Below are 16649 nucleotides of genomic sequence, written 5' to 3' on the forward strand. Positions count from 1 at the left end.
AGTGATGACTCAGCGAATCAGCAGCATGGACTGGATGCTCAAGGACCTGGCCGCCGGAGTGCCGCAGACGCGGCACGTGATCGTGCTGTCCGCGGACGGATTGTGCGTGGCGCAGTACGGCGCCGAGACCGACACGGCCGACCGCCTGGCGGCGGCCTGCGCGGGCCTGCAGAGCCTGGCCGGAGCGGTGGCCGCGGAGCTGCCCCGCTCGGAGGGCCGGATGCGCCTGGTCGTGATCGAGATGGACGGCGGGTTCTTCTACCTGATGGCCGCCGGCGACGGCTCCTACCTCGCGGTCCTCGCCGACGAGGGCGTGGACGCGGGTCTGATGGGCGCACAGATGCGGAACCTGGTGACCCGAATGGGGGACCACCTGAGCAGCCCGCCCCGACATGACGGGCAGCCCGCGTGAATGAGCCACCCACAAGCTGGGAGGACGCCAGCCCCGAACGGCTGTACGTCATCACCGGCGGACGCAGTGGACCCTCCACCGCCGTCCATCTGGACCTCGTGACCTTAGTCGTGGCCAAAGGGTCCGCCCGCCCCGAGATGCAGCCCGAGCAGGCGGCCATCCTGCGGATGTGCCAGTCACCGCTGTCGGTGGCCGAGCTCGCCGCGTACGCGGGGCTGCCCGTGAGCGTCGTCACCGTGCTCGTCGGGGACCTGATGGCCGCTCAGCGTGTGTACGTCCGCCCGCCCGTCCCCGCCGCGCAGCTACCCGACCTTGCTCTGATCGAGGCAGTGATCGATGGACTTCAGAAGCTCTGACCCGCCCGCCGGGCCACGCCCGGCGGACATACTCCCGCAGACGGCCGCTGCCGCCGTGAAGATCGTCATCGTCGGCGGATTCGGCGTGGGCAAGACGACGATGGTCGGTGCGGTCAGCGAGATCAAGCCGCTGACGACCGAGGAGACGATGACCAGGGCCGGCGTCGGCGTCGACGACACCTGGGGCGTGGACCGCAAGATCACCACCACCGTCGCCATGGACTTCGGCCGCATCAGCATCAACGACGAGCTCGTCCTCTACCTGTTCGGCACACCGGGCCAGGAGCGGTTCTGGTTCCTGTGGCGCGGGCTCTTCGAGGGCGCGCTCGGAGCGGTCGTCCTGCTCGACACCCGCCGACTGGAGATCAGTTTCGATGTCATCGGGCGGCTGGAGGAGCGGGGCGTCCCGTTCGTCGTGGCCGTCAACTCCTTCCCCGGCGCACCCGAGCACCCGCTGGAGGAACTGCGCCAGGCCCTCGATCTGCCCGCCGCCGTCCCGATCCTCGTCTGCGACGCCAGACGGCGGGACTCGGCCCGCGATGTCCTGCTGACCCTCATGCGCTACCTGCACTCCCAGGCAGCCACCCAGGAGGCAATGTGAGCACCAGCCCCACCCCACCGCCCGAGTGCCCCGCCCACGCGGCGGCGGCGACCTCGGGGGGTCTCTACCGGCTCCACGGCGCGGAGGCCCAGGCCGATCCCCTCGCGCTGTACGAGAAGCTGCGGGCCGAACACGGGCCGGTGGCCCCCGTACTGGTGAGCGGCGACCTCCCCGCCTGGCTGGTCCTCGGCCACCGGGAGAACCTGGACGTCGCGCGCACGTCATCGCGCTTCGCCCGCGACCCCCGGGGCTGGCGCGACATGCGGGAGGGCCGGGTGCCGGCGGACACCCCGCTCGGCCCGATGGTCTCCTGGGTGCCGGTGTGCAACTTCACCGACGGTCCCGTGCACGAGCGGCTGCGCTCGGCCGTGGTGGAGTCCCTGGAGCGCTTCGACAAGCGCGGCATCCGCCGCTACGTGACCCGCTTCGCCAATCAGCTCGTCGACCAGATCGCGGGCGAGGGGTACGCCGACCTGGTGTCGGCGTTCTCCGACCAGCTCCCAATGCTGGTCATGACCCAGCTGATCGGAGCGCCCGACGAGCACGGCCCCCTGCTGGTCAACGCGGCGCGCGACATGCTCCAGGGGACCGAGACGGCCCTCCAGAGCGACCGTTACGTCACCGCCACGCTGGAACACCTGGTCGTGGAGCGCAAGGCCAGGCCCGTGCGCGACCTCGCCTCCTGGCTGATCGAGCACCCCGCGAACCTGAGCGACACCGAGGTGCTGATGCACCTGCGCGTCGTACTGATCGCGGCCTACGAGACCACCGCCAACCTGATCGCCAACACGCTGCGGACCGTACTGACCGACCCGCGCTTCCGGGCCAGCCTCTCCGGGGGCCACATGACGCTGCCCGACGCCCTGGAGCAGGTTCTGTGGGACGACCCGCCGATCAACACGATCATCGGGCGCTGGGCCACCGGTGACACCCTGCTCGGCGGCCAGCAGGTGAAGGCCGGCGACATGATCCTGCTCGGGCTGGCCGCGGGCAACGCCGACCCGCAGATCCGGCCGGATCCCGAAGCCTCCGTCCACGGCAACCGTTCCCACCTGGCGTTCAGCAGCGGCCCGCACGAGTGCCCGGGCCAGGACATCGGCCGCGCCATCGCGGACACCGGCATCGAGGTCCTGCTGGACCGACTGCCCGACCTCCAGCTGGCCGTCGACCCGAGCGAACTGCAGTGGCGCGGCACCCTGATGTCACGCCACCTGCTGTCCCTGCCCGTACGGTTCGCCCCGCGCTCCGTACCGGAGGCGCAGCCCCAGGCCGAGCAGCCGGCCGGGCACCCCGAGCACGTGTTCGTCCCGCCGCAGCCGACGGCGGCGCCCGCGGCCCCCGGTCGGCGGCGCCGCGGGGTGAGCTGGTGGCGTCGGCTCCTCGGCATCGGCTGACGGCCCTCCGCCCCGAGGCCCCGAAACCCCGAGGCCCCGACCGCATGGGTCGGAGCCTCGGGGTTCCGTCAGCGCTCAGTCGCGTACGTGCTGCCACCAGGAGGCGAGGGCCGGTACGTCCGGCGGCTCGGTTCCGGCGACACCAGGAGCATCGGTGAAGGCCGGAACATCGGTGAACCGGATCGCGAACCTGGCTTCCGCGAGGGGCAGTTCGTGCCGGTTGCGCGGGCTGGCGTACCGGGGCGCCCGGCTCTGCCAGGTGATGGAGCCGGCCACGTAGTGGCCCAACGCATCCAGATGGCGGCGCAGTTCCGCGTCCGCGCCGACCTCCAGCCGCGCCCGCAGCGTCAGGAAGAGGACCATCACCCGGTCACGCAGGGCCACCGCGAGCGGCACGGCCTCGGCGGGCGAGCAGTTCTCCTGGTGGGCGAGGACGTTGACGAGGTTCACCTCCCGCGGCTCCAGGTCGTCGTCCTTGTCGTAGGAGAACAGGTCGTTGTCCGCGCTGACGACGAATCCCGCCGCATCGGTCAGCGCGGTCAGGGCGCGGGAGCAGAGCACCTCCGCCGGCAGTCGGTCCCCGCGCGCGGCGTCGGACCAGGTCAGCGAGAAGCGGGTGCCGTTCGCCAACGGCCCCATGGCGACGAAGTCGTTCAGCCCCGGCATGATGCCCGCCTCGGCCTGGGCGGCCCGCCAGGCCGCTCCGAGCAGCCAGTCGCGCGTCCCCTCGACGAACCTGCGCAGCTCGTACGGGGTGAGCAGGGCATGGGTGCGGCGGACCAGGTCCAGCAGCGCGCGGGTCATCGGCCCGTCGGGCAACACCGATGCTCCCGGGTCCTCGACGGTGCGCAACAGGCGTACCCCGTGGTCGACGACGGCGCCCGTCCCCACCTCCTCCGCGCCCGAGTCCTGCCAGTCGTCGACGGCGTTGGCCCAGTAGTTCCACTCGGTGAAGAGCAGGAGGGCGTCGACACACCCGTCGGGGACGATGCGGCACGAGAAGTCGGCGCTGTGGGTGGCGAGACCCCAGGCGCGCTCGACCGGATCGGGGTAGACGCCGAAGGCGTCCAGCCACTCGACCGCCTGGGCCTCCACCCACTTCGCCCGGGGGTGGACGAGGTCGCGCTCCAAGGGGCAGTAGAAGGACGGCAGGCGCGCGCCGAGGCGCGAGGGACGCGGCGCCGGGGACCGGGCCGGGGGTGGTGCGGGCGCGGGCGTGAACGCGGGCATGGGTACGGGAGCGGGTCCGCGTACGGGTGGCACCGTCATCGGCGGCCCCCGATCCGGAACTGCAGCAACCGCGTCTGCACCGCGTGGTCCCGCCAGAGCCGGAAGAACCTGCTGTGCGCGATCGTCGACTGTTCGAGCCGCTCGCCGGTCCAGGCCCCGGGCTCGGCGCCGCCCCCCGCGCGAAGCCGGTCCAGTTCGGCCGTGTTCCACGCCATGGACTGCACCCAGAACTCCGCCACCGAGTCCGTCACGTCCTCCTCGTGCACGAGCTCGAACCCGGCCGCCTCGGCCGCGGCCAGGTATTCCGCTCTGAGTCCGAGTCGCGTTCTGTAGTAGCCGTCGATGAACTCGCGCCAGGTGGAACGGCCCACGAAGTGTTCCTGGATCCCGAACCATCCGCCGGGCACCAGCGCCTTGGCGACGACCTCGAAGAGCCGGGTCCGATCGGTGTAGCCGCTGCTCTCGTTGGCGTAGACGGCGTCGTACGCCCGGGTCTCGTCCAGGTCGTGCACATCCGCCAGTACGGGAGCCACCCGTTCCCCGACCTCGGCCTGCAGGGCGAAGTGCCGCACGATCGGGATGTGTTCGGCCGCGACGGTGAGGCTGGTGACCGATGCCCCGTGTTCCTGCGCCCAGTAGAGCGAGGTCCCGCCCAGGCCGCAGCCGATGTCCAGCAGCCGCCGGGGCGGCGCCTCGTACGCACCCCACGCTCGGGCCGAGTGCTCGACGATCCGCTCCTGGGCGTCGAGCATGCGCTGCTGCAACACGCTCTGGGGGACGGTGCTGTCCGGCGGACCGTCCGGGTACAGCCCCACGTGGAAGTGGACACGGGGGCCCGGGCCGTACTTGTGCAGGATCTCCTGGGTCTTGTGGCTGTAATACAGCTGTATGGGATCGTCCGCGGCCGAACCCTGGTCTCCGGCTAAGGACGCTACGAGGGGGGTGACGTGCATGGGTGTCCGCCCTTTCGTGGGGTAGGGCTGCCGCCGGGACACGTTGTCACCGCGCTCACCGCGTCCCGTCCGGCGCTCTGTCGAAGCACGGATCATCGTGGCACTTCGCAGGCCCTACGTCAGCCCACTGGAGCAACACGGAACGGCGTCCGAATATCGCCGGTGACGAGCGGACCGCCGCCGACCGTCGGGCCGGGCCGAGACCGATCGGGTCGGGGTGACGGCCACATCAGGTCCGGAAAGCCGCATCTGCGACGTCCGGCGCACCCGCTCGGCGCGGGCCGGCGACGGTGGCGAGATACCGACCGTGCGGAGAGGCCGCCGGCGGGTGCCGGTCGCCGTGCCCTCCCGTTGCGGACAGAATCGGTCCGCAACGAGGTAACGCCACCGGGACAATGCCGACCGCGACGCTTCCGGTGGGGCGGATGCCCGGCGTTCCACCTGGTCGGACCGGCTGTGGGGATCGCCGGGACGGCCGACGGACGCCCGATCCCGAAGGTCCCCGTCGACGCGACCCCATGATCCGCGGCAGGCGGCCGACTGCGATCGCCAGAGCGCTATGCCCCCATTACGTAGATATCCTGTGAAGTGTGATCGAGTCTGGACGGCCGCGGCTCCGCCGGCGCCCCGGCCCGGGAAGACTTGTGCGGCTGTCGCCGGTCATCCTGACCGTCGTCATCGCCAGCCTGGCCTACGCCACTCCCCCGGAGATGGCCTTCAGCCGCCTCCTGCCCGCGGCGCCGGCCCTTGCCGCCGCCATGTGGCCGGTGCTTCCCACCGTCCTGCTCGGGACCGTCTGCCTCCTTCTGATGATCGGTCTGGGCATGGTCTTCCCCGACCTGGGGACGTGGTGGACGGCCGCGGGGATCATCGCGGTCACCGTGGCCGCCGCGTACGGAAGCCACGCCCGGCTCCAGCGGGAGCGCACCCTCTTCCAGGTACGGCTCGTCGCCGACGCCGCGCAGCAGGTGGTGCTCAGCCCCATGCCGCGCCGCTTCGGCCGTGTCGAGATCGAATCGCTGTATCTGGCGGCCGCGGCGGAGGCCCGGATCGGCGGGGACTTCTACGAGGTGGTCGACACCCCGTTCGGGATCAGGCTGCTCATCGGTGACGTACGGGGCAAGGGCCTGCCCGCGGTGGGGGCGGCCGCGGCGATCGTCAACGCCTTCCGGGAGGCCGCCTACGACGAGACCGACATGGTCGACATCGCACGCCGCATGGACGCCAGCAGCATGCGCTACAACGGCGCCTTTCCCCCCGAGGGGCCGTTGGAGCGCTTCGCCACCGCCCTGCTCGTCGAGATCCCGCACGGGGGCAGCCGTATCGACATCCTCAACTGCGGACACCCCCCACCTCTGCTCCTGAACGCCGGAAAGGTCAGCGCCCTCGAACCCAGCACCCCCTCACCCCTACTCAGCCTCGCGGAGCTGATCGGCGACCACTACAGCGTCGACACGTTCGATTTCGCCCCCGACGACCTGCTGCTTCTCTACACCGACGGGATCGCCGAGACCCGCGCACGCGACGGTGAGTTCTTCCCGTTGGCGGCGTGGATGGGCCGACAGCCCCAGACGCCGCCCGACGAGCTCCTCGCGGCCCTGCACCGCGACCTGCTCCACTACAGCAGGGGACGGCTCGACGACGACATCGCAGCCCTGGCCGTACGTCTGTGCGAGTCCTGAGCGGGCGGGGCCGGGCCCGCCCATGGCCGCACCGCAGGTCAGATCTTCAGCTCGATACCGAACCCGCCCGCCGGCGCCGGACCGGGCTTCGCGGTGTCGGGCTTCGCGGTGTCGGGCTTCGCCGGGTCGGGCTTCGCGGCCTCGGGCTTGTGCTCGCAGTAGACCTTGCCCTGGTAGAACTTGCAGCCCGGCATGTTCTGCACGTCGCGGGGCTTGCTGTTCTTCTTCCCCTTGGACCGGTCCTTCGACCTTTCCTTGTCGCCCCGCCCATGCTTGCCGTCCGCATTCCCGTGACCACTCTTCGCGTGGTCCCCATGACCGGCCGCGAACGCGGTCGCCTCGGCGGTGTGCGGCGCGGCCTCGGCAGCGAACGCGCTGGTGGGCACCAGAGCGCCTCCCGTGACGAATGCGGCCGAAACGGCGAACATCGCGAAACGCTGCTTGCGGGAAGTGCGGGCCATGAGAATTCTCCGACGAAGAGGCGACAAGGGGGAGGTTCCAGAGGAGAGAAGAAGGCGAAATGTCTGATTTGTTCTCTCACTAAGAGCCTGGCCCCGGTACTTCATGAAGCCGTCCGCCGCCTGTCACAGGCGCGTGACAGGCGCGACCTCGATCACCGCCGGAGCGCCCCGGGCGGCGAACCCAGCCGTCGACCGTATGCGGTGGGAGCGAGCTTGCCGGTGCCTCGGACCGGTGCGGCCGCATCGACGGAGAGGGGATCGAGGACGCCGTGAGCGTCGGTCCCGCACTCGGGCTGCGTCACGGGCCGTGGAGTTCGGTCTCCCACGCTTCGAAGGGGGGCTCCACCTGATAGTCGGGGTCGCAGAGTGCGCGGACCCACTGGGCGGCACGGTACCGCGCATCGCCGTCGTTGAGTGTCTGCCCGCCCTCGTCGACCTCCAGGACGTTCGCGAAGATCGCGAAGACCATTTCGAGGTCGGAGCCGAACGTGCACGGGGCCGGAGACGCCTTCATGGCCATGGGACGGGCTCGACCGCGGTGTCCGCGAGGACCCTCAGGAAGGCTTCGACCGGGGCCGCGAGAGGCGGGGCACCGTAGGCCACGGCGTCCACGAAGCGGTGGTCGTCCGGCAGGCGGTCGATCCTCACGTCGGGGTGGCGGTGCGCGTGCAGGGCGAGGCCGGGCAGCGTCGTGACACCGAGGCCGGCGGCGACGAGCGCTTGGGCCGCGACGTAGTCGTCGGTCTCGAAGGCGATCGCGGGAGTGAAGCCGTGCTTCCCGCACGCCGACAGGAGGTGCGTGCGGCACCGCTCGCAGCCGGCGATCCAGCGTTGTCCGCGGTAGGTGTCGAGGTCGGTGCGCGGTCCGGGCCAGGACGCGCCGGCCCGGCTGACGATGTAGACCGGCTCGTGCAGGATCGAGGTCACGGTGTGGCCCTCGCGGTCAGCGGCCGGGCCGTCTCCGTGGTGGAAGGTGAGGGCCACATCGACCTCGCCACGCCGCAACGCCGCCAGGGCTTCGGGGGGTTCCGCCTCGGTCAGCGCCAGTTCGATGTCCGGATGGGCGACGCCGAAGGCGGCGGCCACCGTCGGTACGACCGTGGCGAGCGCGGAGGGGAATGCCGCGAGGCGCACCCGTCCGGCACTGAGTGCCTGTTTTCGATCTGGCGGAGGGGTTGGGCACCCTGAGTAGCCAAGAATTCTCATCTTGTTCAGTGCCTGCGACGGGTATTTACGGGTAGGCGGGAGGGGCTGGCGAGGCACTCGGGCAGGGACGGCTCTATGAATCACGTTGCGAAGGAAGATGGCCGGCAGCTGCTGGCCGGCCGTTCGCCGATGGTGTCCGCGGTGTTCGAGGGTGATCAGAGGGTTGCTGAGGCCCGGGGATTGGCTCTGTCGTTTCTGGCAGATCTGCAGGCGGTGCATGGGATGCCGGTGTCCGAGCGGGTGACGGGCACGGTGGAACTGGTGGTGAGTGAGCTGGTGACCAACGCTCGCAAATATGCTCCCGGCCCGTACTTGCTGGTCTTGGAGGCCTGCCACGGTGCTGTCGAGGTGACGGTCTGGGACAGTGAGCCGACCTTGCCTACAGTTCAGAGCACCGACCCGCACCGGATAGGCCAGCATGGTCTGGAGATCGTCGTGTCCGTCTGCCGGAGCTTCGAGATGCACCGTGAACCGGTAGGCAAGCGCATCAAAGTCGCGGTCGCGCTGGCCGACGATTGGGGCGCGGGCGTGGCCCGCCAGGCGGAGTGATCAAAGAGCCCGTCCGGGCTTCATGGGAAGCTGGGTTCGGGTTGCCGACCAGGTCGGTCCGGATGGCGTTCGCCATGGTGACCGCCGTGGTATCGACGATGATCTCGTCGGATCGGTCAGTCCCGTTGGGCTTCGCGGGAGGTCTGTTGCCCGGTCCGTCGGGACTGTCGGCGGGTGATGCGCCTGGTCATGAGGGTGATCGCGGCCCAGGTGATCAGCGATTCGGAGTGCTGGACCAGGCGTTCGTAGTCGCGTGCGTGCCGGCGGGCGTGCATGACCCAGGCGATCGACCTCTCGACCACCCAGCGTCGGGGCAGGATGACGAATCCCGTGGCGTCCTTGGGCCTGCTGACGGTCTTCAGGGTGAGATTCAGGTACTTCTTGGCCCAGGTCACGAGCTGTCCGGCGTATCCGGAGTCGGCCCAGACGATCGTGATCTCCGGGTGCATCAGCCGCAGTCGGAACAGGACTTCCTTGGCGGCCTCCCGGTCGGTCATGTCAGCCGGGGTGACCATCACGAACAACGGCAGGCCCTTGGTGTCCACGACCATGTGGCGCTTGCGGCCATTGATCTTCTTCGCCCCGTCGTAGCCGCGTGAGTCACGGCCGACGGTCTCCGCGGCCTTGACGGACTGCGAGTCGATGACGGTGGCGACCGCGCCGGGAGCTCGTCCCATGTCGCGGCGGACCCGTTTGCGCAAGTGGTCGCGGATCTGGCCGATAACGCCGGCCGCGGCCCAGCGGGCCATGAATCCGTAGCAGGTCCGCCACGGCGGGAAGTCCTTGGGCAGGGCCCTCCACTTGCATCCGGTGTCCACGACGTAGCGGATCGCGTCCACGATCTCGCGACGGGGATGCTTCTCGGGCCGCCCGCCGGTCCTCGTCTCGCAGGCCGGGGTGGGCAGCAGGGGTTCGATCAAGGCCCACTCGTCGTCCCAGGTGTCCGAGGGATAGCAGCGCCGCCGGCCCATGCCGCCTCCTCCCTTCGCGAGGTTCTTGATCTTGGGCGGGGGTGCGGGCCTGCTCGGCTTTCCCTCTTTCGGGGAGATGACCTCTGGCCGCCGGGGTCGTTGAATGTGGGGATGTCTTCTGAGCGGACAGATCCGGAAGTGCCGGGCGGCCGAGACGACCATGGTTGGGCCTCGTCTCGGCCGCCGGCCGCTGCGGAGGACAGTGAAGTGCTCATCGACCAGATTGTCGCGGCGGTCAGGGCCGGTGACGATCCGGCGATCCGGCGCCTGCTGGCCCTCCTCGCCCGGGTTGCCGACGTCGCGGTACTTCTGCGACTGCGCCGGCGCCTCTATGCCGACGTCCCCGGCTGACCCGCGTTCAGCGCCGGGGTCGGCCGCCTTCGGCGGCCGACCCCGGCGATCAGGCCTCCATGTAGTCGGCGATCACGTCGAGCGTGGACTCGACAGAACTGAGCTGGGTGTTCAGGTGCTTGATCCACCTGCCCTTCGGCTGGAGGGCGGCGTGCGGGGCGACCACGCCGGTGATGAACCGGCGGATCTCGGTGAGCTTCTCGCGGATCACCGAGACCTCATACGCCTGGAGCTCGGCCGCGTCCGAACAGAACTTGTAACCGTCCGCCCTGGTCCAGATCAGGGGCGGCCAGCCGTGTTCGGTGATCGTGTCCCGCAGGCAGGCCAGCCCGGAGCGGGCCTGGCTCGCGCTGAGTTCGCTGGATCTGACCAGCTGGTCGAAGGTCAGCCCGGCTGGTCTGGCTTCGAAGAGGATGAAGCGGACGGTGTCGGCGTGTCTGCTGGCCGCGGGCGACTGCCGCTGGGAAGCGCGGGGCATCGCTTACTCGCCCTGGAGAAGGCGGGCCAGCTCGCCGTCGACGTCGACTTTCCCGGTGTCGACCGCGGTCTCGATCCAGTCCAGCGTCGCGCGGACCCTCGCGCAGTTCTCCCGGATGACCGTCTGCTCGTCATCGCCGAGCTGACGGTCCCGCATGCCGGGGACGACTCGGCCCGCGGCGGCGACGAACGCGTGGCAGGCGGTGACCAGGTCCAGGAACTCCACCGACCGGTCGATCTGGCGGATCGCCGGAGCGACGGGGCTGGTCTGCTCGAAGTGCTCGCGGGCCTGCCGGCCGCGTTCGACCTGTGCGTGGTTGACCTGGTGGCGGGCGGTGTCGTCCGACATCGCGCGGAAAGCGACGTCTGGGCGCCGCAGCAGGCCGGTGGTCACCTCGGCGGCGACGCCTTCGTCGCGGGTCAGCTCCTCGACGACCCTGACTCTGTCCGCCGCGGTGACCTGGGCGACGACCGCCGGTCGCCGCAGGAACTCCGGGGCGACCGCGGCGGCGACCTTGTCGTCACGGGTCAGCTCCTCGACCACCCGGACCCGATCCTCCTGCCTGACCTGCGCGATCACGGCCGGGCGCCGCAGTAGATCACCGGTCACCGTCGCCGCGACGTCCTCGTCCTTGGCGAGCGTGTGGATCGCGCTGACCTTCTCCTGCGGGGTGACGGGCTTCTGGACCTGCCGGCCCACCCGCCGGTTCGCCTCGTCCGGCGTCCACCTCGCCTTGCCCTCCGGAGGCGTGAGGATCGCGGCGAAACGCGCCTGCTCGTCGGCTATGCCCGCCAGGATCCGGTGAACGGTATGGGAGACGTGGGCCTGCCGGTGCTCCTTCGGCCACCTCGAAGCGACCCAGCGGGCGCCCTTCACCGACGAATACGTCAGGCCGATGTCCTCGGCCAGGCGGAACAGCGAGTCCTTGACGCTGAACAGCTCGTCCGACTTCTCCTGGCCACCGGCCTCGCGTATCGGCTCGACCTCCAGCGCGTAGTCACCGATCGTGAACTGCGCTCGGCTGGTCGTCTCGACCAGCTTCCGTAGCTCGGCGACGATCTGCGCGTACCGGTCCGAACTGACACTGCCGACCTGCTCGGCGATCTCGGGCATGGTTCACCACCAACCCGCGGACCGGGCACGGGATCTGCCCGTGCGGGATGCGGTCCGCTTCCGCGCAGCAGAGTCGACCCACAAATGTGATGATCACAACAACAAGGCTTCGGATGAACGGAGTTGACCGCTTCCAGGCGACATAGACGTTCGCGATGCAGTCACTGTGACCGTTCGCCGAACGATTCCTTCCGGACTCTCCAGGCCCTCATCAAGCACCGCCGCGAGCAGTAGACGGCATTCGAACGCCGGTCCACCCCGGCCACCCACCGCTCGCCGCACTCCGGGCACTCGACCCGGCCGGCACCGCTGATCTCGGCCGCCACCCGCTTGCGCAACCGACGGTCCACCCGCCACTGCCTGGCACGACACCCCGTCGAGCAGTACACCGCATCCGGCCGCGCTGTCAGCCTCAGCCGATCACCGCAACCCCTGCACACCCGCTTCCCGGACCGCCCGGCGCCCTCGGACACCACGCCAGCGTAGAACGCCACGCTACCCAAATCAGGGGTTCAGACACAGCCACTGAGCCCGGCATGGGCGGCGAGCTCGGTCCGGGCGGAATCGATACGGCCGAGGATCTCCTCCGCGCGATCGGCGAGCAGCCGGCCGGCCTCGGTCAGCCGGATGCCACGGCCCGCCCGCTGTACGAGCGGCACGCCGGCCTCGGCTTCGAGCTTGGCGAGGTGGTGGCTGACCGACGGCTGCGCGTAGTGGAGCGCGGCCGCAGCAGCGGTCACCGAACCCTCGCGGGCGATGGCGGCGAACACCCGGAGTCGGTTCTCGTCGAACATCCATCGATGATATCGATGGATTCATCAGAAACTGACATTTGTCCTATGGGTCGCCCGCTGCGCAGCATGAACGCATGCACACTCCGACGATCTCCGACGTCCTCCGTGCGCGCCGCTCGCTGAGCGCGCACCTGTCGCCGACCCCCTTGCTCTCCTATCCGGCCCTCGACGCCTCCGTCGGCGCCGGTGTCCGCGTGCTGGTCAAGCACGAGAACCTGCAGCCGACCGGCGCCTTCAAGGTGCGCGGCGGCATCGCCCTGTTGGCCGCCATGGACCCGGACGAGCGCGCACGCGGTGTCCTGTCGTACTCCACGGGCAACCACGCACAGTCCCTCGCCCATGCCGCCGCGCTCTTCCGTGTCCCGTGCACCATCGTCATGCCGGAGAAGCCGAACCCCCTGAAGGCCGCGGCCGTGCGCCGGCTCGGCGCCGAACTGGTCGAACACGGCGCGGACTTCGACGAGGCCCGCCGCCACGCCGAGCAGCTCGCGCCCCGGCGGGGCATGCGCCTGGTCGGCGCGGCGAACGAACCGGGTCTGATCGCCGGCGTGGCCACCGCCTACCTGGAGGTCCTCGAACAGGAACCGGACCTCGACGCGATCGTCGTGCCGGTCGGCGGTGGCAGCGGGGCCGCCGCCGCCTGCCTGGTGGCGGCGGCGATCAGCCCGCGCTGCCGGGTCATCGCGGTGCAGTCCCGCCACTCGCCGGCCGCGCACGACTCGTGGCGCTCGGGCCGCTGTGTCGAGCGTACGAACACCACGACCGCGGAGGGGCTGGCCACCGGGGCGGGCTTCGAACTGACCCAGCGTCTGCTCCGTGCGCATCTGGCGGACTTCCTGCTGGTCGACGACGACGAGATCCGGCGGGCCCAGTGGTTGCTCATGCGTGATGCCCGCACGGTGGCCGAGGGGGCCGCGGCCGCCCCGCTGGCCGGGCTCCTCTCGGCACGTGACGGCCTCGCGGGGCAGCGCGTGGCCATCATGTGTACAGGTGGGAACGCCGGCGAGAGCGACCTGCGGGCCTGTCTCTCCGCGGCGACCTCAGGGTGATGAGCGGTCGGCGTCCGCGTCGGCGCCCGGCGTCGGCGGCCGGCCCACGGGGGTGGCCGGTCGTCGATACTGATCTTCATGCATGCCAACGTCACCGCCGCCACCCTGGAACGCGTCGCCGGTCACCGGATCCGCTTCGACGCCCGGTTCGAGCAGTACTTCGACAGCCTCGGCGAGCGTTTCGACGTCCCGGTGCCCAGCCGGTACGTCCCCCGCTGTCTGGACCTCCTGCGGGAGTTCTCGATGCGCGGTGGCAAGCGACTGCGGGTCGTCCTGCTGTACGAGGCGGCCCGGCTGGTCACCACCGACGAGATACCGGGGCTCGCCGAGGCCGCGCTGAGCATCGAACTGCTCCAGACGCACGGCCTCGTCCATGACGACATCATCGACGACGCGCCCCTGCGCCGCGGCGGTCCCTCGACGTACTACGCCTACCGAGGGGAGTTCCCGGGCCAGGACGCCACCGCTCTCGGGCTCGCGATACTCGCCGGGGACCTCGCCGCGTTCCTGTCCACCCAGGTACTCCTGGAGGCCGAGGTTCCCGCCGAGCTCCGTCAGGCTCTGCTCGGCGTGCACACGCGCACCGCGGCGGAGACCGTGGCCGGGCAGATCGCCGACCTGGAGCGGGACTCGCACACCGTGCCCGACGAGGAATTCCTGCACACGGTCACGGACTTCAAGAGCGCGCGGTACTCGATCCTCGCGCCGCTGACGATGGGTCTGCTGGCCGCGGGGGAGGATCCGGCGCCGCACCGTGAGCGCCTGCACCGCTACTCCCGGCTGGTGGGCATCTGCGAGCAGATGCGCGACGACTTCCTCGACCTCTTCGGACCGTCCGGCGCCGACCCCGCGGCCGAGGTGAAGTCCACCGGGGCGGACATCCGCTCGGGCCGCCGCACCTACGCCGTCCGCGCCGTGCTGGCCGCGGCGAGCGGAGCCGACGCCGCCCTCGTCGAAGCCGCGCTCGGCGATCCCGGCTGCCCGGACGAAACCCTGGACCGGATCAGGGAGATCGCCCGCGCGACCGGCGTGGACCGGCTGCTCAAGGCGGAGATCAGGCGGCACGCGGAGGCGGCCGCCGCCGAGGCCGCGTCCTGGGAACCGTACTGGCGCGCGGAGGCCGTGGAGTTCTTCCGGGGCCTGCCGATGTGGAACGTGGACCGGATGTCCTGAGAGACCGCGGGAGCCGACGGAGACCGTCGCCGTCCGAGGACACGGCGGGGAGTCCGCACCGCAGGATGAGGGGCGCAGGCGGGCGCGGGCGAGGTGATGGCCCGCGCCGCGCACCACCGGGCCCGGTCGAACGCCCGGGTCAACACCGGGCGCACGTGATCATCCCCCCGGGCAGGTCGAATCGCGCCGGGCGAATCGGCCGGTCGCGGGTGGGCGGCGCCCCTGTGGATCCGGGCCCCGCAGGGGTCCGGCAGCCGATCGGCGTCGCTTCACGAGAAATGCAGCTGCTCCGGACGGCCGCCGAAGCGCGCGGAAACGATCACTTTCGGTGCCACCATGCCACCGCACACAGCGGGTACGGGCGGGCTCGGCCGTGAGGCCGGTGCGCAGGGATGAGAGGTACGGAAAGTGGCACCTCGCGTGGTCGAGCAAGCGGATGGGCGTCTCCCCACGCGGGAGGGCCCGGACACCGTCGGCGAGGGACCGGCCGCCACGGCCTCCACGGGCGCCCCGGCGACCGGACGGACCGACGCCGAGCTCCTCATCGCCGCGTCGGTCCTGCTCGCGGACGCGGCCCTGACGGCCAAGCAGTCCGGGGCCGAGCTCACGGGAGCCCTGTTCAACTGGCGGTTCGGTCTGGAGGCGCTCCGCCGTCCCGGCTGGGCGCTGGGCACGGCGGTGGCCTGCGCCCAGGCGCTCACCAGCCCGTCCGGGCTCGGGTTCGGCGCCAACGGCGGCCTGATCGGCGAACTGGCCCGGATGGTCGGGAACATCGCCTACCGGCGCCCCGCCAAGATCGCCATGGCCGTGGACGCCTTCGCCCTGCGCATCAAGGCCGCCGCGGTCGAGCACCCCAACCTGGACTCGCCGCCCGCCCGCCGCGTCACCGACGCGATGGTGGCCGGGAACCGCCTGGAGGCGCTGCGGGCCATGGGTGCGCTGATCGAGCTGCTCGGCGTGACCCGCGCCCTCACCACGATCAGCCCCGTGATCATGGAGCTGCTGGCCCTGCTCGGGATGCTCGACGAGAACCCGGTCAACGACGACTTCTCCTGGGTGACGCTGGCCGGCGGGGTGCCGACCACCGACCCCTTCCTCGGACTGCCCAGTTCCGTGATCAGGTTCCTGAACCCCGGGCCGGGCCGCGCCGAACGCGCCGAGCCGGACCCGATCCTGGCGAAGGTCCTCGCCACCTCGCGCAACGACGTCGTCAGCTACGTGAACGACATCGGGGCCCTCGGCAATCACGGCCTGGTGCTGCTGCGCCGCGTGGCCTGCGCCGACGGCGCCGTCCGCCACGTCCTGCTGCTGCCCGGCACGAGTTTCGGGCTGCTGAGCAACAGCACCCCGCAGGACCTGGTCGGCGCCTTCGACGGGCTGCTGCGCACGGACACCACGTACACGCGCGCCGCGAAGAAGTTGCTGCTGCGCGCCGGGGTCCCGGCCGGTTCGGAACTCATGGTCGTCGGGCACAGTCTGGGCGGGCTCACCGCGATGAACCTCGCGAACGACGTGGAGGTGTCGTCCACCTACCGGGTCACCCACGTGGTCACGCTGGGCTCCCCCATCGACGGCAAGCGACCCGCCGACCACACCACACGGGTGATCAGCCTCGTCAACAAGCACGACGTGATCCCGATGCTGGACGGGCGCGGACCGGCCTCGCCCAACGACATCCCCGAGAGCTGGGTCGAACTGTCCTGGCTGGACGAGTCGTACGACTACCCGCTGTCGCACGCCCCGCAGGCGTACTCCGACACCCTGCGCGGGGAGCTGACGCACCACCGGGACCGGGTCAACGAGCTGATCAGCGCCTACGACGGTGAAGTCGTCGGCAACCAGCCGTACATGCTCCGCGACAAGTGACCCACGAGGG

General features: G+C 70.7%; 19 protein-coding genes. 10 read left to right on the plus strand and 9 right to left on the minus strand.

Features of this window, described 5'->3' with window-relative positions:
• Positions 1 to 4 precede the first annotated feature (4 nt).
• The 4 genes from BCL76_RS13990 to BCL76_RS14005 are packed head-to-tail and all read left to right on the plus strand — an operon-like array spanning position 5 to position 2763.
• Positions 5 to 412 carry a roadblock/LC7 domain-containing protein gene (locus BCL76_RS13990; protein ID WP_030713382.1) on the plus strand — a complete coding sequence of 136 codons (408 nt, stop codon included), beginning with the start codon at positions 5 to 7 and terminating at the stop codon, positions 410 to 412.
• Complete coding sequence (locus tag BCL76_RS13995; protein WP_109779798.1) at positions 409 to 768, plus strand: DUF742 domain-containing protein; 360 nt, start codon at positions 409 to 411, stop codon at positions 766 to 768. Before BCL76_RS13990 ends, BCL76_RS13995 begins: the two co-directional genes overlap by 4 nt.
• Positions 749 to 1369: a GTP-binding protein gene (locus BCL76_RS14000; protein WP_109779799.1), complete on the plus strand. Its 621-nt coding sequence runs from the start codon at positions 749 to 751 to the stop codon at positions 1367 to 1369. The genes BCL76_RS13995 and BCL76_RS14000 overlap by 20 nt, the downstream gene beginning before the upstream one ends.
• Positions 1366 to 2763 (plus strand): cytochrome P450, encoded by a 1398-nt coding sequence (locus BCL76_RS14005; RefSeq protein ID WP_258309638.1) that lies wholly within the window; start codon positions 1366 to 1368, stop codon positions 2761 to 2763. The genes BCL76_RS14000 and BCL76_RS14005 overlap by 4 nt, the downstream gene beginning before the upstream one ends.
• Before the next feature lie 75 nt (positions 2764 to 2838).
• Here BCL76_RS14005 and BCL76_RS14010 read toward each other — a convergent pair whose 3' ends face one another.
• Together BCL76_RS14010 and BCL76_RS14015 are read right to left on the minus strand one after the other, a co-directional pair.
• Complete coding sequence (locus tag BCL76_RS14010; protein WP_258309639.1) at positions 2839 to 4032, minus strand: terpene synthase family protein; 1194 nt, start codon at positions 4030 to 4032, stop codon at positions 2839 to 2841.
• Complete coding sequence (locus tag BCL76_RS14015; RefSeq protein ID WP_109779800.1) at positions 4029 to 4946, minus strand: SAM-dependent methyltransferase; 918 nt, start codon at positions 4944 to 4946, stop codon at positions 4029 to 4031. Before BCL76_RS14015 ends, BCL76_RS14010 begins: the two co-directional genes overlap by 4 nt.
• A gap of 644 nt (positions 4947 to 5590) precedes the next feature.
• Between BCL76_RS14015 and BCL76_RS14020 the strand changes: the two genes are divergently transcribed.
• On the plus strand, positions 5591 to 6628 hold the full coding sequence (locus BCL76_RS14020) for a PP2C family protein-serine/threonine phosphatase (RefSeq protein WP_258309640.1): 1038 nt from the start codon (positions 5591 to 5593) through the stop codon (positions 6626 to 6628).
• A 38-nt stretch (positions 6629 to 6666) separates the two neighbouring features.
• Here the strand turns inward: BCL76_RS14020 and BCL76_RS14025 are convergent, their stop codons facing one another.
• From BCL76_RS14025 to BCL76_RS14035, 3 genes are all read right to left on the minus strand, one after another.
• Entirely contained in the window at positions 6667 to 7089 is a 423-nt protein-coding gene (locus tag BCL76_RS14025; protein WP_109779802.1) for a hypothetical protein, read from the minus strand.
• A gap of 298 nt (positions 7090 to 7387) precedes the next feature.
• Positions 7388 to 7603, minus strand: coding sequence for a DUF7677 family protein (locus BCL76_RS14030; RefSeq protein WP_109779942.1), 216 nt, complete (start codon positions 7601 to 7603; stop codon positions 7388 to 7390).
• Positions 7600 to 8295: a LysR substrate-binding domain-containing protein gene (locus BCL76_RS14035; protein ID WP_109779803.1), complete on the minus strand. Its 696-nt coding sequence runs from the start codon at positions 8293 to 8295 to the stop codon at positions 7600 to 7602. The genes BCL76_RS14030 and BCL76_RS14035 overlap by 4 nt, the downstream gene beginning before the upstream one ends.
• Positions 8296 to 8370: 75 nt before the next feature.
• Here BCL76_RS14035 and BCL76_RS14040 point away from each other — a divergent pair, with 75 nt between their 5' ends.
• Complete coding sequence (locus BCL76_RS14040; RefSeq protein ID WP_258309642.1) at positions 8371 to 8844, plus strand: ATP-binding protein; 474 nt, start codon at positions 8371 to 8373, stop codon at positions 8842 to 8844.
• A gap of 116 nt (positions 8845 to 8960) precedes the next feature.
• On the opposite strand, the gene BCL76_RS14045 is transcribed toward BCL76_RS14040, so the two are convergent.
• Entirely contained in the window at positions 8961 to 9815 is an 855-nt protein-coding gene (locus tag BCL76_RS14045) for an IS5 family transposase (protein ID WP_109779805.1), read from the minus strand.
• Positions 9816 to 10022: 207 nt separating this feature from the next.
• Here BCL76_RS14045 and BCL76_RS38945 point away from each other — a divergent pair, with 207 nt between their 5' ends.
• A complete protein-coding gene (locus BCL76_RS38945; RefSeq protein ID WP_181382543.1) occupies positions 10023 to 10166 on the plus strand; it encodes a hypothetical protein in 144 nt (47 codons plus the stop codon).
• Positions 10167 to 10215: 49 nt separating this feature from the next.
• Here BCL76_RS38945 and BCL76_RS14050 read toward each other — a convergent pair whose 3' ends face one another.
• The 3 genes from BCL76_RS14050 to BCL76_RS14065 form a co-directional block, all read right to left on the minus strand.
• Positions 10216 to 10644 carry a RacP protein gene (locus BCL76_RS14050; protein WP_109779806.1) on the minus strand — a complete coding sequence of 143 codons (429 nt, stop codon included), beginning with the start codon at positions 10642 to 10644 and terminating at the stop codon, positions 10216 to 10218.
• Positions 10645 to 10647: 3 nt separating this feature from the next.
• Positions 10648 to 11757, minus strand: a complete 1110-nt coding sequence (locus BCL76_RS14055) for a DUF6192 family protein (RefSeq protein ID WP_109779807.1) — start codon at positions 11755 to 11757, stop codon at positions 10648 to 10650.
• A gap of 512 nt (positions 11758 to 12269) precedes the next feature.
• Entirely contained in the window at positions 12270 to 12551 is a 282-nt protein-coding gene (locus tag BCL76_RS14065; RefSeq protein ID WP_219933946.1) for a LysR family transcriptional regulator, read from the minus strand.
• A 74-nt stretch (positions 12552 to 12625) separates the two neighbouring features.
• Here BCL76_RS14065 and BCL76_RS14070 point away from each other — a divergent pair, with 74 nt between their 5' ends.
• The 3 genes from BCL76_RS14070 (at position 12626) to BCL76_RS14080 (ending at position 16639) form a co-directional block, all read left to right on the plus strand.
• Positions 12626 to 13600 (plus strand): threonine ammonia-lyase, encoded by a 975-nt coding sequence (locus BCL76_RS14070; RefSeq protein ID WP_109779808.1) that lies wholly within the window; start codon positions 12626 to 12628, stop codon positions 13598 to 13600.
• Between the two features lie 78 nt (positions 13601 to 13678).
• Positions 13679 to 14773, plus strand: coding sequence for a polyprenyl synthetase family protein (locus tag BCL76_RS14075; RefSeq protein WP_109779809.1), 1095 nt, complete (start codon positions 13679 to 13681; stop codon positions 14771 to 14773).
• A gap of 420 nt (positions 14774 to 15193) precedes the next feature.
• A complete protein-coding gene (locus tag BCL76_RS14080; RefSeq protein WP_109779810.1) occupies positions 15194 to 16639 on the plus strand; it encodes a lipase family protein in 1446 nt (481 codons plus the stop codon).
• The last annotated feature ends 10 nt before the right edge of the window (positions 16640 to 16649 follow it).

It is taken from the genome of Streptomyces sp. CG 926, assembly GCF_003148825.1.
Classification (GTDB): Bacteria; Actinomycetota; Actinomycetes; order Streptomycetales; family Streptomycetaceae; genus Streptomyces.

Bases quoted from the DNA above. Each gene is read 5' to 3' on its own strand.
- BCL76_RS14025 (WP_109779802.1), bottom strand. From the start codon at position 7,089: ATGGCCCGCACTTCCCGCAAGCAGCGTTTCGCGATGTTCGCCGTTTCG.
- BCL76_RS14040 (WP_258309642.1), top strand. From the start codon at position 8,371: ATGAATCACGTTGCGAAGGAAGATGGCCGGCAGCTGCTGGCCGGCCGT.
- BCL76_RS14070 (WP_109779808.1), top strand. From the start codon at position 12,626: ATGCACACTCCGACGATCTCCGACGTCCTCCGTGCGCGCCGCTCGCTG.
- BCL76_RS14055 (WP_109779807.1), bottom strand. From the start codon at position 11,757: ATGCCCGAGATCGCCGAGCAGGTCGGCAGTGTCAGTTCGGACCGGTAC.
- BCL76_RS14065 (WP_219933946.1), bottom strand. From the start codon at position 12,551: ATGTTCGACGAGAACCGACTCCGGGTGTTCGCCGCCATCGCCCGCGAG.
- BCL76_RS14000 (WP_109779799.1), top strand. From the start codon at position 749: ATGGACTTCAGAAGCTCTGACCCGCCCGCCGGGCCACGCCCGGCGGAC.
- BCL76_RS14035 (WP_109779803.1), bottom strand. From the start codon at position 8,295: ATGAGAATTCTTGGCTACTCAGGGTGCCCAACCCCTCCGCCAGATCGA.
- BCL76_RS14045 (WP_109779805.1), bottom strand. From the start codon at position 9,815: ATGGGCCGGCGGCGCTGCTATCCCTCGGACACCTGGGACGACGAGTGG.
- BCL76_RS14015 (WP_109779800.1), bottom strand. From the start codon at position 4,946: ATGCACGTCACCCCCCTCGTAGCGTCCTTAGCCGGAGACCAGGGTTCG.
- BCL76_RS14030 (WP_109779942.1), bottom strand. From the start codon at position 7,603: ATGAAGGCGTCTCCGGCCCCGTGCACGTTCGGCTCCGACCTCGAAATG.
- BCL76_RS14075 (WP_109779809.1), top strand. From the start codon at position 13,679: ATGCATGCCAACGTCACCGCCGCCACCCTGGAACGCGTCGCCGGTCAC.
- BCL76_RS14010 (WP_258309639.1), bottom strand. From the start codon at position 4,032: ATGACGGTGCCACCCGTACGCGGACCCGCTCCCGTACCCATGCCCGCG.
- BCL76_RS14050 (WP_109779806.1), bottom strand. From the start codon at position 10,644: ATGCCCCGCGCTTCCCAGCGGCAGTCGCCCGCGGCCAGCAGACACGCC.
- BCL76_RS13990 (WP_030713382.1), top strand. From the start codon at position 5: ATGACTCAGCGAATCAGCAGCATGGACTGGATGCTCAAGGACCTGGCC.